At 58.9% G+C, this 16,026-nt stretch carries 15 protein-coding genes; 12 read left to right on the forward strand and 3 right to left on the reverse strand.

Going from position 1 to position 16,026, the window contains the following annotated elements; genetic code table 11:
* The first annotated feature begins 36 nt into the window (after positions 1-36).
* From ACR3E6_RS01020 to ACR3E6_RS01075, 12 genes are all read left to right on the forward strand, one after another.
* Positions 37-957 (forward strand): DUF2927 domain-containing protein, encoded by a 921-nt coding sequence (locus ACR3E6_RS01020; protein ID WP_480485372.1) that lies wholly within the window; start codon positions 37-39, stop codon positions 955-957.
* A 22-nt stretch (positions 958-979) separates the two neighbouring features.
* Positions 980-2,128: an SPFH domain-containing protein gene (locus tag ACR3E6_RS01025; RefSeq protein WP_209832428.1), complete on the forward strand. Its 1,149-nt coding sequence runs from the start codon at positions 980-982 to the stop codon at positions 2,126-2,128.
* Positions 2,129-2,137: 9 nt separating this feature from the next.
* The gene (locus ACR3E6_RS01030) at positions 2,138-2,455 is read left to right on the forward strand and encodes a CPCC family cysteine-rich protein (RefSeq protein WP_171722854.1); all 318 of its coding nucleotides are present in this window, start codon (positions 2,138-2,140) and stop codon (positions 2,453-2,455) included.
* Between the two features lie 7 nt (positions 2,456-2,462).
* The gene (locus ACR3E6_RS01035) at positions 2,463-3,578 is read left to right on the forward strand and encodes a TFIIB-type zinc finger domain-containing protein (RefSeq protein WP_480485374.1); all 1,116 of its coding nucleotides are present in this window, start codon (positions 2,463-2,465) and stop codon (positions 3,576-3,578) included.
* A gap of 99 nt (positions 3,579-3,677) precedes the next feature.
* Entirely contained in the window at positions 3,678-4,346 is a 669-nt protein-coding gene (locus tag ACR3E6_RS01040; protein WP_171630793.1) for a nitroreductase, read from the forward strand.
* Between the two features lie 42 nt (positions 4,347-4,388).
* Positions 4,389-4,826, forward strand: coding sequence for a D-aminoacyl-tRNA deacylase (dtd, locus tag ACR3E6_RS01045; RefSeq protein WP_209832422.1), 438 nt, complete (start codon positions 4,389-4,391; stop codon positions 4,824-4,826).
* A complete protein-coding gene (locus ACR3E6_RS01050) occupies positions 4,826-5,929 on the forward strand; it encodes a glycerate kinase type-2 family protein (RefSeq protein ID WP_480485376.1) in 1,104 nt (367 codons plus the stop codon). Before dtd ends, ACR3E6_RS01050 begins: the two co-directional genes overlap by 1 nt.
* Before the next feature lie 237 nt (positions 5,930-6,166).
* Positions 6,167-7,753 carry an ABC transporter substrate-binding protein gene (locus ACR3E6_RS01055; protein ID WP_171167064.1) on the forward strand — a complete coding sequence of 529 codons (1,587 nt, stop codon included), beginning with the start codon at positions 6,167-6,169 and terminating at the stop codon, positions 7,751-7,753.
* 15 nt (positions 7,754-7,768) lie between these two features.
* Positions 7,769-8,725, forward strand: a complete 957-nt coding sequence (locus ACR3E6_RS01060; RefSeq protein ID WP_152458791.1) for an ABC transporter permease — start codon at positions 7,769-7,771, stop codon at positions 8,723-8,725.
* Positions 8,722-9,537: an ABC transporter permease gene (locus tag ACR3E6_RS01065; protein ID WP_171630787.1), complete on the forward strand. Its 816-nt coding sequence runs from the start codon at positions 8,722-8,724 to the stop codon at positions 9,535-9,537. Before ACR3E6_RS01060 ends, ACR3E6_RS01065 begins: the two co-directional genes overlap by 4 nt.
* Complete coding sequence (locus ACR3E6_RS01070) at positions 9,534-11,171, forward strand: ABC transporter ATP-binding protein (RefSeq protein WP_171630785.1); 1,638 nt, start codon at positions 9,534-9,536, stop codon at positions 11,169-11,171. The genes ACR3E6_RS01065 and ACR3E6_RS01070 overlap by 4 nt, the downstream gene beginning before the upstream one ends.
* Before the next feature lie 154 nt (positions 11,172-11,325).
* Positions 11,326-12,162: an alkaline phosphatase family protein gene (locus ACR3E6_RS01075; protein WP_480485378.1), complete on the forward strand. Its 837-nt coding sequence runs from the start codon at positions 11,326-11,328 to the stop codon at positions 12,160-12,162.
* A 23-nt stretch (positions 12,163-12,185) separates the two neighbouring features.
* Here ACR3E6_RS01075 and ACR3E6_RS01080 read toward each other — a convergent pair whose 3' ends face one another.
* The 3 genes from ACR3E6_RS01080 to ACR3E6_RS01090 form a co-directional block, all read right to left on the reverse strand.
* Positions 12,186-12,989, reverse strand: coding sequence for a class I SAM-dependent methyltransferase (locus ACR3E6_RS01080; RefSeq protein WP_480485380.1), 804 nt, complete (start codon positions 12,987-12,989; stop codon positions 12,186-12,188).
* Positions 12,990-13,087: 98 nt separating this feature from the next.
* Positions 13,088-14,011 (reverse strand): alpha/beta hydrolase, encoded by a 924-nt coding sequence (locus ACR3E6_RS01085; RefSeq protein WP_480485382.1) that lies wholly within the window; start codon positions 14,009-14,011, stop codon positions 13,088-13,090.
* 12 nt (positions 14,012-14,023) lie between these two features.
* The gene (locus ACR3E6_RS01090; protein WP_171630777.1) at positions 14,024-15,913 is read right to left on the reverse strand and encodes an acyl-CoA synthetase; all 1,890 of its coding nucleotides are present in this window, start codon (positions 15,911-15,913) and stop codon (positions 14,024-14,026) included.
* Positions 15,914-16,026 lie beyond the last annotated feature (113 nt).

Below are 16,026 nucleotides of genomic sequence, written 5' to 3' on the forward strand. Positions count from 1 at the left end.
GTGCGGGCCTTCGGTTACTTGAAAGGAACCTTGGGGATGGTGTCGCTCTTGGCTCTGGCCAATTGCGATGAAACCCTGACGTCATCTGTTGTTCCGCAACCTCGCCCGACACCCGCACCCGTGGCAGCCAATGCCTATGTGCCGCCGTCGGCCGCAAGTCAGGATCTGGCGCGTTTTTATCAGCGGGTTGAACGGGATTTGCTGGTGCGGGGGCTTTTACGCACCGATGGGGGCGGTCCGGACACTCCCTATGATGCCGATGATCTGGCGCGGAATTTCGAAGCGATTGCGTTCTACAGCGAATATCCGACGCAAAGCGTCTCGGCTGGCTCGCGTCAGACCGACGGGCAACTCAGCCGGTGGTCCGGCTCTGTCCGCATACAGACCGAGTTCGGGCCCTCCGTGCTTCCTTCTGCACGGCAGCATGATGCGGATCAGGTTCGGTCCTTTGCCACCCGACTGGCCAGATTGACGGATCATCCGGTTTCCGTCGTCTCTCGCAACGCCAATTTCCATGTCTTTATTGCAGGCAAGGACGACAGCGCCTATATCGTATCCCGCCTGAAACAGCTGATCCCAAATATCAGTCAGGACTCGCTGAATCTGGTGGCCAATCCACGCGCCAATTTCGATTGCCTGGTGATTGCATCGGCAACGACGTCTTCACCACACAGGTACGTGCGTGCCGTTTCCCTTATCCGGGCCGAATTGACGGATCTGGGCCGCCAAAGCTGCATTCACGAAGAAATAGCTCAGGGTCTTGGCCTGTCCAATGACAGCCCGGCAGCGCGGCCTTCGATTTTCAATGATGATGACGAATTTGCCCTGCTGACCAGTCACGACGAAAAGCTGCTGACGATGTTGTATGACCCACGGTTGCAGCCCGGCATAGACGTCGATGAAGCGCGACCCATTGTACGAATAATCGCACATGAATTGATGGGGCAGCCGCTCTGACCCCGATGACAGGAGAACCCAGATGGGAATTTTCGATTTTCTGACCGGAGAATTTATTGATGTCATTCATTGGGTGGACGACACCCGTGACACGATGGTCTGGCGGTTCGAACGTGAGGGCCACGAGATCAAGTATGGCGCCAAGCTGACCGTGCGCGAGGGCCAGGCGGCCGTATTCGTGCATGAAGGCCAGCTGGCCGATGTGTTCACGCCGGGCCTCTACATGCTTGAAACCAACAACATGCCGATCATGACGACGCTGCAACATTGGGATCACGGGTTCCAGTCGCCGTTCAAGTCCGAGATCTATTTCGTCAACACGACCCGGTTCAACGACCTGAAATGGGGCACCAAGAACCCGATCATGCTGCGCGATCCCGAATTCGGCCCCACCCGGATCCGCGCCTATGGCACCTACACGATCCGGGTGAAGGACCCGGCCCGTTTCCTGGTCGAGATCGTGGGCACCGACGGTGAGTTCACCATGGACGAGATTAGCTTTCAGATCCGCAACATCATCGTGCAGGAATTCAGCCGAGTGATCGCGGGCTCGGGCATCCCGGTTCTGGACATGGCTGCAAACACCGCCGATCTGGGCAAGCTGATCGCGGCCGAGGTCTCGCCCGTACTGGACGGCTATGGGCTGGAGATGCCGGAATTCTACATCGAGAACATCTCGTTGCCGCCGGCGGTCGAGGCGGCGCTGGACAAGCGCACCTCGATGGGTCTGGCGGGGGATCTGGGCAAGTTCACCCAGTATTCCGCGGCCGAGGCGATGACGGCGGCAGCCAGTTCCCCGGGCGGAGGCGGCGGCATGGGCGCTGGCCTTGGTATGGGAATGGGCATGGCGATGGCGAACCAGATGTCGAACATGGCAGCGGGTCAGTCGTCAGGCCCGTGGGGCGCGCCCGCGCCCGCTGCCGCGCAACCGGCCGCACATGTGGCCCCGCCGCCTCCGCCGCCCGTCGAGCATGTCTGGCACATTGCGGTGGACGGACAGACCAGCGGCCCGTTCTCGAAGGCCAAGATGGGCCGCATGGCCAGTGAGGGCGAGATCACGCGCGACACCTACGTGTGGACGCCCGGTCAGGACGGCTGGAAGAAGGCGGGTGAGGTGCAGGAACTGGCGCAGCTGTTCACCATTCTGCCTCCGCCCCCGCCCGGCGCATGAGGGCACCGCATGGCCGGCCTTGGAAAGCGTTCGAAAAAGGGCAGGCGCAGAACGCGGCCCGAACCGCATTTCGTCTGCCCCTGCTGCGACTATGTCACCCTTTCGGAACGTGGACAGTACCTGATCTGCCCGATCTGTTTCTGGGAGGACGAGGACATCCAATATGACACGAACCTGCGCGAGCCTTCGGCGGCCAATCACGGCCTGACATTGGCTGAGGGGCGTAAAAACTTCAAGACGATCGGGGCCTGTGAGGCCGCGATGCTGCCGCATGTCCTGCCTGCGGAAGACCGCGCGGACTATCTCTACTTCCCTCTCAAGGACTGAGCGTAGCATGACGGATGCCCCTGCCCCATCGCCTGATTTCGCGGAACATCGTTTCCCGTGTGACCAGTGCGGCGCCGATTATCGGTTCGATCCAAAATCCGGCACGCTGATCTGCGATCACTGTGGCCATTCCGAACCGATCGGTGCCGGCCCCTGGGGCGGCGCCAGCCTGCGCGAGCTGGATTTCGACGCTGCCATCGCCGACCGCCTGCCCGACAGCGAAATCGAAAAGACGCGGGTTCTGTCCTGCCCGAACTGTGCAGCGCAGGTTGAATTCGATCCCAACACCCATGCTTCGGAATGCCCGTTCTGCGCCACCCCGGTCGTGACGGACACCGGGATGAACCGGCATATCAAACCGAAGGGCGTTCTGCCTTTTGCGCTGGACGAACGCGCCGCCCACAAAGCCATGAGCGACTGGCTGGGGCGGCTGTGGTTCGCGCCGAACGGGTTGAAGGATTATGCCCGCAAGGGCCGCAGGATGCAGGGCATCTATGTGCCGTACTGGACCTTCGACGCCGATACGAAGTCGGCCTATCGCGGAGAGCGCGGAATAGTCTACTATGAAACCCGCACCGTCATGCGGGATGGCAAACGGGTGCAACAACAGGTGCCCAAGGTCCGCTGGACGCCCAAGTCCGGCCGGGTGGCGCGGTTTTTTGACGACGTGTTGGTGTTGGCCTCAAGGTCCCTGCCCAAGGCTTACACGGATGCTCTGGAGCCTTGGGATCTCCCGGCTCTGGAACCCTACCAGCCAGAGTACCTCGCCGGTTTTCGGGCCGAGGCCTATACGGTCGAGCTGAAAGATGGATATGCCGAGGCACGCGCTTATATGGCCCGCGTGATCGAGCGGGACGTGCGGTTTGATATTGGGGGCGACAGGCAACGCATCCATGCAGTGGACACCGATGTGCGCGATGTCACGTTCAAGCATATCCTGCTGCCGGTCTGGTTGGCGGCGTACAAGTATCGCGGTCAGACCTATCGTTTCGTGGTGAACGGCCGGACCGGCCGGGTTCAGGGAGAACGCCCCTGGTCGGCAATCAAGGTCACGATCGCCGTTGTGCTTGGCCTGCTGGTTGCGGCAGGCATCGGATACCTCATGGCGACCGGACAGCAATGACCTTCGGGGGCCGCAGCCAAAATCTGTGCGGCGGAACCCCTTGAACATCCCCGGCTTCTCACCCATCCTGCCGCCGGCTGCCCCGGAGGAGAAGACGACGTGACCCTGGCCGATCTGAACACGCTTCTGACTGCGCGCCATTCCTGCCGCGCCTTTCGGCCTGACCCGGTGCCACGTGGTGACATCGAACAGATCGTGACCAGCGCGTCCCGGGTGCCGAGCTGGTGCAATGCGCAACCTTGGCAATTGGTCATCACCAGCGGAGACGAAACCGACAGGTTCCGCGACGCGATGTCAAACGAAGCCAGGAACGGCACGCCGGCCCCCGATCTTCCTTTTCCCGTTTCCTACTCCGGCGTGTATCAAGACCGCCGCCGGACGTGCGGCTGGGCGCTCTACCGCGCGGTTGGCGTAGAACGGGGGGACCGTAAAGGATCGGCGCAGCAAATGATGCAGAACTTCGCCCTTTTTGGCGCACCACATTGTGCCATCATCTCAAGCCCGGCAGAGCTGGGACCTTATGGTGCAATGGATTGCGGCGGCTTTGTCACGGCTTTTGCGCTCGCCGCTCAGGCTTTGGGCGTGGCGACCATCCCGCAAGCGGCATTGGCGGCGTACAGCCCGTTTTTGCATCAGTATTTTCAGATCCCCGATGACCGGTTGATCCTGTGCGCAATTTCCTTTGGCTATTCGGATATGGATCATCCTGCAAACAGCTTCCGTACGGAACGCGCGGCATTGGGTGACTTTGTGGACTGGCGCGGCTAAACCGTCGCTCAGGCAGGCTCAACGTTTCGGGGGAGGAACCAAGTGCGCGCATTGCTGCAAAGGGTGACACAGGCCAAAGTGTCGGTCGAAGGCACCGTCATCGGCAAAACTGGTCCCGGGCTCATGATTCTTGTCTGCGCCATGCAGGGCGATAGCAAGGCACAGGCAGAAAAATTGGCCGAGAAAGCCGCAAAACTGCGGATTTTCAAGGATGACGCCGGCAAGATGAACCGCTCGCTTCTGGATGTTGAAGGCTCTGCTTTGGTGGTAAGCCAGTTCACACTGGCGGCGGACACCTCCAGCGGCAATCGTCCCGGATTTTCAAACGCGGCCCCGCCCGAGTTGGGAGAGCAATTGTACAAGGTCTTCGCAGAGCACCTTGCCGCGCAGGGGATCGCGGTGGAAACCGGACAGTTCGGCGCGGACATGGCGGTTGAGCTTGTAAATGACGGGCCGGTCACGATCTGGGTGGAGAATTGATGGATATTGAAAAGCAAGCTGTCAGGTTGTGGCAGGCCGGTGTTGATGCCGTCGGCGGGTATAAGGCCACCCTGGCCGCCTTGCCTGATGTCCCGAAACCAGACCTTATTCTGGCCGTGGGCAAACCCGCCGCAGCCATGGCGCGGGCTGCGCTGGAACATTTCGGCGCCATCCCCACGCTTGTGGTCACCAAAGACGGGCATGGCCACGACCTGCCGCCTGGGGTCGAGGTGATCGAAGCATCACACCCCGTTCCGGACGACCGCAGCGTGGCGGGCGGGCGGGCGCTGCGCCTGGCCATGGATCAGATGGGGCCCGGATCACATGTTCTGCTGCTGGTCTCGGGCGGCGCGTCATCCCTGGCCGAAGACCTGCTTCCCGGAACATCGCTGGCGGATCTCGAGGCGTTGAACCGCGAACTGCTGTCCAAAGGGCTGGATATCCGCGCAATGAATGCCGAGCGGCGCAAGCTGTCGCGCATCAAGGGCGGCGGCCTGCTGTCCCATTTCGCCGGAGACCGCGCCACTGTTCTGGCGATATCGGATGTGCCCGGAGACGATCTGAACGTCATCGGTTCGGGAATCGGAGCATTGCCCGACAATCATTCCTTTGCCGCCAGCACCCGGATCGTTGCTTCGAACGCGCATGCCCGCAGTGCCGCTGCCAAAGCAGCGGAAACAATGGGGCTGAGGGTCTTGATCAATGATGAGGCTCTGCACGACGACTATTTGCAGGTCGCGGCGCGTCTTGGGCCCGTGCTGCGTGGAATGGAAAAGGGCGTGATGATCTTTGGCGGAGAACCGACCGTGGTCTTGCCTGATCACCCGGGACGTGGCGGCAGAAATCAAGCCCTTGCGCTTGCTTTGGCAAAAGAGATCGCGGGGCAGACGGATCTCGCGGTGATCGTGGGCGGCACCGACGGCACGGATGGCCCGACAAATGCGGCGGGTGGAATCATAACAGGAAAGACTTGGAGTGATGGCGCCGAACGCGCTCTTCACAAAGCCGACAGCGGATCATTCCTGGAAAAAGCGCACGGCCTGCTGACAACCGGACCAACCGGCACCAATGTCATGGACCTGGTTGTCGCGATACGTGGATGATTTGACGCTTATCATGCCGCTTTGGCCCGCAATCGACCGGAAACTACCCGAAAATGCAGAATGTACCTGAACACCCACTCAGCAATTGCCGCACACCGGACAACAAAGCGATGGCTTTGGCCTTCGGTATTTAAGAGAAATAACCTTGCCCGGTTCGCGGAAATAAGCCAACGTTGACTCATGCGTCAACAAAAAGCCCCCAAAGGGGCTGGAACCACTCAATAGGGAGAGCACTCAATGAATGAACAAATAACGCATATGGCCGGTCAGGTCACAGCCGGGAAGATGACTCGCCGCGAATTCATGGGGAAAGCCGCGGCCCTGGGCGTTTCGGCTGCCGTGGCCAGCACGATGTTCGCGGACGCAGCACGCGCAGCAGGCCCGAAAAAGGGTGGTGATCTGAAGTTCGGTCTGCAAGGCGGTGAGTCGACCAACTCGCTGGATCCGGCGACCTATGCCAGCTCGGTTCCGTTCCAGAACGGCAAGCAGTTTGGTGACCAGCTTGTAGAAGTTGCACCAGATGGGTCCATCGAACCGCGCCTGGCGGAAAGCGTCGAAGGCAGCGCGGATGCCAAGGTCTGGACCTTCAAACTGCGTCAGGGTGTCGAATTCCACAACGGCAAAACCATGACCAGCGAGGACGTGCTGAAGACAATGCAGCGCCACTCGAACGAAGACTCCAAGTCCGGTGCCCTTGGTATCATGAAGGGCATCGAGTCAATGAAAGCCGATGGCGACAATTTCCAGGTCACTCTGTCCGAGCCAAACGCTGACCTTCCGTATCTGATGGCCGACTACCACCTGATCATTCAGCCCGATGGCGGCATGGACAATCCCGGAGCAGGTATCGGAACCGGACCGTACAAGGTGGAAGTGGACGAACCCGGTGTGCGCCACTTGTTCACAAAATACGAGAACCACTGGAACTCTGATTTTGGTAACTTCGACAGTGTTGAAGTTGTGGTTATCAATGACGCAACTGCGCGTACCGCTGCATTGCAATCGGGTCAGGTCCACGCCATCAACCGTGTTGAACCAAAGGTCGCGGACCTGCTGGGGCGCGCACCCAATCTGACCGTGCACTCGACCGCTGGCCGCGGCCACTATGTCTTTATCATGCACTGCGATACCGCACCGTTCGACAACAACGAACTGCGCACGGCCCTGAAGTATGCCATCAACCGTGCGGATCTGGTGGACAAAGTACTGCGCGGTTATGGCTCGATCGGTAACGACATGCCGATTAACGCAGCCTATCCACTGTTTGATGAGACAATCGAACAGCGCGAGTTCAGCGTGGAAAAAGCAGCCGAGCACTACAAGAAGTCCGGTCATGACGGCTCGCCGATTGTCCTTCGTGTTGCAGACGGCGCCTTCCCGGGCGCGGTGGATGCCGCAGCCCTGTTCCAACAGACAGCCGCCCAGGCTGGAATTCCGCTGGAAATCAAGCGCGAGCCGAATGATGGCTACTGGTCCGAGGTTTGGAATGTGCAGCCCTTCTGCGCCTCTTACTGGGGCGGTCGTCCGGTGCAGGACCAGATGTACTCGACCGCGTATCTGTCGACGGCTGACTGGAACGATACACGTTTCAAAGTTCAGGCATTTGACGACCTGCTGTTCGCGGCTCGTGCAGAACTGGATGTCGAGAAACGCAAGGGCATCTATAGCCAGATGGGCCGCATGGTCCGTGATGAAGGCGGTCTGATTTGCCCGATGTTCAACGATTTTGTTGAAGGTGTCAGCAACCAACTGGATGGTTGGGAAAGCGACCCGACACAGGAAATGATGAACGGCAACATGTCCCGCAAAATGTGGTTCGTCTGATACGGGCATCGGATAATGCATCCTATCATAAAACTGGTTTCCCAGCGCCTCGCGCTGGGAATTCTATTGCTGTTCGGCGCTTCGGCCTTGATTTTTGGCCTGACCGAAGCTCTTCCCGGAGACGCCGCGCAAGCCGTCCTGGGGCAGTCCGCAACCCCCGAGGCCTTGGCCAACCTTCGCGAAGAAATGGGCCTGAACCGCCCGGCCCTGACCCGTTATTTTGAATGGTTGGGCGGCATCGTTCAGGGCGACCTTGGCCAATCGCTGACCAACAAGCTTGATATTGCCGAGAGCATCGGAAAACGCCTCGGGAACACGTTGTTCCTGGCTTGTGTCGCGGCAATCGTATCCGTCCCGCTTGCGATCTTTCTGGGTCTGCTGGCTGTCCGGTTCCGCAATCGCTGGCCCGACAAACTGATTTCCGCCGTCACGCTGACAACGGTTTCCATCCCCGAGTTCCTGATCGGCTACGTCGTGATCTACTACATCTCGGTCAAGCTGGGATGGTTTTCCTCGCTTGCGATGATCAACGACTCGATGTCGTTCTGGCAAAAGCTGAACGCGATTGCGCTGCCGGCCTTCGTTCTGACACTGGTGGTCCTCGCGCAGATGATGCGGATGACCCGCGCTGCAATTCTGAACCTCATGCAATCAGCCTATATCGAAACGGCCGAACTCAAGGGCCTGAGCACATTTCAGGTCATCGCGCGGCATGCCTTTCCCAACGCAATCTCACCCATCGTGAACGTTGTCATGCTGAACCTCGCCTACCTCGTTGTTGGCGTCGTCGTGGTTGAAGTCGTGTTCGTCTATCCCGGCATGGGGCAGTACCTTGTGGACGCAGTGACCAAGCGTGACGTGCCGGTTGTTCTGGCCTGCGGCGTGGTATTCGCGGCTGTTTACATCGGCCTGAACATGGTCGCGGATATCGTCTCGATCCTCGCCAACCCAAGACTGAGGCATCCGAAATGAAAAACATCCCTCTTTCGGCTCTGATTGGCCTCATATTCACCGGCGCCTATTTCTTCGTGGCCATTGCTGCCCCGTTGATCGCGCCTTACGGGATGGCAGAAGTGGTCGGCGATGTATGGGAGCCGGCCAGCGCCGAACACCTGCTGGGCACCGACAATATCGGCCGCGACCTGCTGACCCGCATGATCTATGGCGGGCGCACGACGATCTTCATTGCCGCCGCCGCGACATTGCTCAGCTTCTTGACCGGTACATCGCTTGGTCTTCTGGCCGCCGTTCTGGGCGGTTGGGCGGATCAGGCGCTTAGCCGGACGGTCGATCTGATCATGTCGATCCCAACCCTGATCCTTGCGCTGGTCATTCTGGCCATCGTTCCGGTAACTGTCCCGATCCTGATCCTCGTCATGGGCCTTCTGGATGCGACACGCCCTTATCGCCTTTCGCGCTCCGTCGCCGTGGACATCAACGTGATGGATTATGTCGAAGCCGCGAAACTGCGTGGTGAGGGGCGGACATGGATCATCTTCCGGGAAATCCTGCCGAACGCATTGTCACCGCTGGTGGCCGAGTTCGGCCTGCGGTTCATCTTCATGGTGCTGTTCATCTCTACCCTGTCTTTCTTGGGTCTTGGCGTTCAACCGCCGCTGGCCGACTGGGGTGGCATCGTGAAGGAAAACAAGGACGGCATCGTGTATGGCATTGGCGCGGCCCTGTACCCCGCGGTGGCCATCGCGACGCTCGCGATCTCGGTCAACCTTGTGGCTGACTGGATCCTGAACCGTACTACATCGCTGAAAGGAGGTCGGGGATGAGTGATTCCCTTCTCAAGGTCCGTGACCTCAAGATCGGTGCAACCGTTTACCCACCGGGTGAGAAACCCCATGACATCGAAATCGTGCACGGGGTCAGCTTTGACCTCGAGCGCGGCAAGGTATTGGGTCTGATCGGTGAATCCGGCGCTGGGAAATCCACCATCGGTCTTGCCTCGATGGCCTATGGCCGGGGTGGCGTTGAAATCACCGGCGGCGAAGTCTGGGTCAACGGGCGCGACATCCTGAAATCATCGCATGGCGATATTCGGAATCTGCGCGGGGGCGAGGTTGCCTATGTCTCGCAATCTGCCGCCGCGTCGTTCAACCCGGCCAAGAAGATCATGGATCAGGTTGTCGAAGCGGCTGTCGAGCACAAGAAGTTTTCGCGCAAAGAGGCCGAGGCCCGCGCGCGCGAGCTGTTCGCAAAGCTGGGTTTGCCTGACCCTGACAACATCGGCAACCGTTATCCGCACCAGGTTTCGGGCGGTCAGTTGCAGCGTTGTATGACCGCATTGGCACTGTGTCCTGAACCCGATCTGGTGGTGTTCGACGAACCGACCACGGCGCTGGATGTTACCACCCAGATCGATGTTCTTATGGCGATCAAGGATGCCATACGCGACACCGGCGTTGCCGCTTTGTACATCACCCATGACCTGGCCGTGGTTGCGCAGGTCAGCGACGATATCATGGTTTTGCGGATGGGTGATACAGTCGAATACGGCAGCACCGATCAGATCATCAACAACCCACAGGAAGAATATACTCAGGCTTTGGTCTCGGTGCGTTCGATCGAGCACGAAGAAAAGCAGCCCACACCGGAACCGCTGCTTACCGTTGACGGGATCACCGCGCGCTACAAGGGGCTGAACTTCGACGTGCTGCACAACGTCAATGTCGAGCTTCATCCGGGGCAAACGCTGGCGGTCGTGGGCGAATCCGGTTCGGGCAAATCCACGCTGGCCCGGGTGATCACCGGCCTGTTGCCGCCGCGCGATGGCGAGATCCGTTTTGCCGGTCGCACGCTGTCGCCGGACCTTGCGGGGCGTTCTCGGGAGGATCTGCGCGAGTTGCAGATGATCTATCAGATGGCAGACGTGGCAATGAACCCACGTCAGACCGTCGGCACCATCATCGGCCGCCCGTTGGAATTCTATTTCAACATGCGTGGCGCTGAAAAGCGCAAGCGGATCATCGAGCTGTTGGATGAGATCGAGTTGGGCGAAAAGTTCATCGACCGCTATCCTGCGGAACTGTCCGGAGGTCAGAAACAGCGTGTCTGTATCGCCCGGTCACTGGCAGCCAAGCCCAAGATGATCATCTGTGACGAGGTCACTTCGGCTCTGGATCCGCTGGTGGCAGACGGGATCCTCAAGCTGCTGCTGGACCTGCAAAAGATCGAAGATGTGGCCTATCTGTTCATCACCCATGATCTGGCGACGGTCCGCGCGATCAGCGACAGCATCGCAGTGATGTATCAGGGTCGCGTGGCCCGTTATGGCTCGAAGAGCCAGGTGCTGAGCCCGCCCTTCGACGATTATACCGACCTGCTGCTCAGTTCGGTGCCTGAAATGCATCTGGGCTGGCTGGAAGAGGTTGTCGCTCATCGCAAGATGGAAAGCGCTGGCAACTGATCCGGTTCGTGACATTTCAATGAAGGTTTGAAATCCCGGCATCTTGTGTGAAGACAGGTGTCGGGATTTTGCTATTGGGGGCGCAAAGTGGCAGCCTGAGGACGTCGAATCTCTTAGGGTCGCCGGAATGCAATGTCTCTCGAAGGGCCTCGAAATGGACCGCAAGCTACTCCTTATCATTCTGGACGGTGTCCCCTATCGCAACTTTCGCCGCCTGTTCGGCAATCTCGAAGGCTGGGTCGACAGCGGAGAAGCACGCGTCTGGAAACTGCATGCCGTGCTGCCCTCGACATCGGCCAGTTGCTATGCGTCGATCCACACCGGCGTGACGCCGCAAGAGCATGGCTGCACCGGAAATGGAAACGTCTTCCGGCTGAACCATAAGGACGTGTTCAGCCAGATGCGTGAAGCCGGTGGTGTGACCGGGGCGGTCACACACAGCTATTGGTCGCAATTCTTCAACCGTCATCCCTTCGATTACGTCCGCGACATCGAATATGACGAACCCGAAAGCGCGACGATCAACCATGGCCGTTTTCACAGCATGACGGGCTATGGCAAAGCCAACCAGATGACGCCATCCGATGTCGACCTGTATGCCACTCTGACCAATCTGTGCCTGCGTTTCGGGCTGGACTATGGCATTCTGCACACCTGCACGCTGGACAGTATGGGCCACCGTTTCTTCCACGATTGTGAAGAAATGGATCACGCTTGCTTTGTCGCCGACGAAATGCTCGCCCCTTTCATCCCCCGCTGGCGCCAGTTGGGATATGAAGTGATCGTCACCGCGGATCACGGCCAGGACGAGCGTGGGCACCACGGCGGGCGCGGCCCGCTGCAACAGGAAACGGCGCTGTACTATTTCGGCGACGCCGAAGGGCCAGACGCAGATACCGTCATAAGCCAGTTGCAATTGGCCCCGACCATCCTGAGCCGAATGGGTGCCCCCATTGCTGAGACAATGAAGGCCGAACCGTTTCTGCGGTAATGCGCACGCAGCTTCGGGGTCACTTATGCGGCCTTCGCAGCCACCACTGTCGCAAACACCTGATATCCATAAAGTGACCCGTTTCGAGCACGTCTTTCGTGCTCGGCCACAAGCCCCTCTGCCAGTTCTTTTCCGATATCACCCCGCTCGTACATTTGCTTGGTGGTCAGGTCGACCCAAGGCAACATCTGCTCGGGTGTCGAGACAACTCTGCTCTGCACGTCGAAATGTTGCACGGAAAGTCCGGCATCGGAAATCATTGACCTGAGTTTTGCGACGACAAAAGGATCGGTCACAAACTCGCGTACAAATTCCTTTGCACACATATCCAGTGGATCATTCGGAAAAGCACTGAAGGTCGCTTTTGAGAAATCAGCGTCACAGACGATCAAGATCCCATCGGGTTTCAGCACTCTGAAGGCCTCGGCAACCAACGATTTGGGGTCTTCTACATGCGTGAGTACCGTGTGCATGATGACCGCATCGACGGCATCATCCTCCAGCGGAAGCGCGGCACCGTCGGCAACCTTGAAAGTCAGGTTCGAATGCTCTTTGGCCCGCGTGCTGGCTTCCGAGACAAATCCTTTTGAAGGCTCGAAACCTATGACGTTCGCCGGGTGGCAGTGTGATGCGATGCGACGTGTGACGGCGCCTGCACCGGCGCCAACCTCAACAACCGTCGATGCATCCGTGACGTTCAGGTGGCCCAGATACGCGGCAACGATCTGTTCCATCGTCGGGTCCGCTTGCCGCTGGTCCATCGAATCCGCAAACAGCTTGATGAATTCCGGCCCTGCGGCATCGACGTTCTGAAAGGGGTCGGCCATAAGGTAAGATCTCCTTGGAAATTTTGAGTGAGCTTACCACAGCCAGCCGATTTTCGGCATACAGGCCTCAAAAGGACCTGAGCCTTCAAATCATTGCATCAGTCGTAGGACCAGATCCCCTGCCCCAGCGCTTCTATCGCAACCGAAATACGCTCAAAACTGTCGGCCGCACGTTTCACCGCAGTTCGTGCGCGCAGATATCCGTGCACAAGACCGAATTCATTGATCCAGTGGGCCTGCCCGCCCGCCGCATTGATCCGACTGCAATAAACTTGCCCGTCGTCACGCAGCGGATCGCAATCAGCCGTTACAACCACGGTCGGTGGCAGGTTTGAATAGTCACTGTCCTGCAATGGCGCATAGGTCGGATCGCCCTGGGGCGGATCGCCCGCGCATCGGATGGTTTCATAGAACCTGATTTCGTCCAGCGTCAGCAAGGGGGCCTGGGCATGTTCCTGGTAGGACCCCTGACTGCGGTCCCCTCCGAGGCCCGGATAGATCAGCACCTGCCCAAGAATCCCGTCCAAACGCCCGCGCGCGTAGTGGGATACAGCAGCAGCCAGATTTCCACCGGCGCTGTCACCGGCCAAAATCAAAGGGTCTCCGAATTCGTTTGCGGCCCAGTTCGCAGCGCTCCAACAGTCGTCAAACTGTGCCGGGTGCACATGTTCAGGGCACAGCCGGTAATCGACGGCGACGACCCGATACCCGGTTTGGGCGCACAATTCAGCGCAAACATCGTCGTGACTTTCCAGACCACCAACAACGAACCCGCCACCATGAAAATAGATGACGGTTCGGGTTGGTTGCCCGGCAGAGTAAATTCGAACCGGAACACCATCGGCCGCCCGGTCTTCTGTTTCCACGCCAGCCGGGCGTGGTTGGCGAAAGTCCTGACACATGGAGTCATAGACACGGCGCTGATCCTCGATCGACAGCTCGACAGCGTCGTCGGGATAGCTTTCGGCCGTGCGACGTATGAACGCCCAGGTTTCTTCGTCGATCAGGCGTTCATAGTCCATTGTCCCTCCGGCTTATTCAGACCACTCCCATGGCCGGGTGTATACGCCCAGCACTTTTGCAACATCGTCTTCCGAAGATCCGTTCGCGTCAAGCTGCGCGACGAGGCCGCGTTTCTTATCATCAATGACAGAAACCACTCGCGCCGCCAAACCGGCATCCTCGAGGGCACCGTTGTAGATACGAGTGATGGCCTGTTTCCGAAGATCAGGCTTGAACACCTTGCCAACGGCCGTTTTGGGCAGCTCATCCAGAATGGTCATGTGCTTGGGTTGCGCCGCGCGTTCATGCACGTGAACTTTGCAGTAATCCATCAGCTCTTTCTCGGTGACAGACGCGCCCTCGACCAGCTCGACAAAGGCGCAGGGAACTTCACCGGAATGCGCATCCGGCTGGCCGATGGCACCGGCAAAAGCGACGGCCTCGTGACCCAGCAAAGCCTCTTCGATCTCGGCAGGGTCGATGTTGTGACCGCCACGAATGATCAGGTCCTTGGCGCGACCGGTGATCCACAGATATCCATCTTCGTCGAAGCGCCCCAGATCGCCCGTGCGCAGGTACTTGTCGAAGTGATACAGGTTAACGTTCTTGTCGGCCTCAGTGTAAGTATTGCCCGCATAGACACCAGGGTTCGAGATGCAGATCTCACCGATTTGATCAGTGTCGCACTCGGTCGGTCCATCTGGCCCATCCTGCAAGATCTTGACGTCTGTATAGGGGAACGGAATACCGATCGATCCAATCTTTTTCTCACCATCCACCGGGTTGCACGAAACCAGACACGTGGCCTCTGTCAGACCGTACCCTTCGACAATGGTGACGCCGGTCGCTTCTTCAAAGCGGCGGAACAGTTCCACGGGCAGCGGAGCCGAGCCCGAGAAGGCCGTTTTTACGCTTGAGATATCGGCATCGACCGGGCGCTGCATCTTGGCTGAAATCGCGGTTGGCACGGTGATGATGAAGCTCACCTTCCAACGCTCGATCAGCTTCCAGAAATTGTCGAACACCCCGTCGCCGCGATATCCCTGTGGCGTCGGGAAAACCACATGGGCACCGGATGATACGGCCGCCATCACAATCACATGCACCGCAAAAACGTGGAACATGGGCAGCGGGCACATGATGACGTCGTTTTCGTCAAACAGAAGCGTGTTCCCCAACCAGCCGTTGTAGATCAGGCCGGAATACTTGTGCTGCGCCACCTTCGGCATACCCGTGGTACCGCCGGTATGGAAATAACAGGCGACACGATCTTCCTTGCTGTCTTCAAACGTCAGCTTCGTCGGTTGCTTGGCCAGTTCCGTGTGGAAGTTCTTGTAATCCGCATGGGCAAGCTTTTCCTTGTCGCCCATCTTGGGGCGCAGAAACGGCACCAGCCATGATTTGGGCGGGGTCAGATACCGGTTCAGGTCGATTTCCAGAATGGTATTGACCTTGGGTGCGTGGCGCACCGCCTCTTCGACCTTCTGCGCGACATCTGTTTTCGGGAAAGATTTCAGCGTCACCACGACCTTGGCACCGGTCTCGCGCAGGATCGCGGCAATCTGTTCCGGTTCAAGCAAGGGGTTGATCGGGTTCACGATCCCCGCAACCGCGCCGCCCATCATCGTGACCAGTGTCTCGTTGCAGTTGGGCAGCACATAGGCGACCACGTCCTTTTCACCCACACCCAGCGAGCGGAACAGGTTCGCCGCCTGGTTGACCTGAGCCAGAAGTTGCGACCAGGTCAGGGTCTCGGCCTTGTCCTTCGGGCCCGAGAACAGTTGGAAGCTCATGGCATTGTGGTTGGGGAACTTCCCTGCGGTGCGCGACAAAAGCTGGTGGAAGGTGACAGGCAAATCCCGATCCTCCCACGGCATTTCCTGTTCCATGCGCTTCTTGTCTTCCAAACCCACAAAGGCCATGTGGTTCCTCCCGTATTATTCTCCCGCGTTTTGCGCGGGCTTGTTGTTCGCAACCAAGATGGAAGCAAAACGAACCTCGCGCAAGCGAGGCCTTAGCCTTCAAGGGGAGTAAA

The sequence above is a fragment of the Ruegeria sp. AL3 genome (assembly GCF_056536065.1).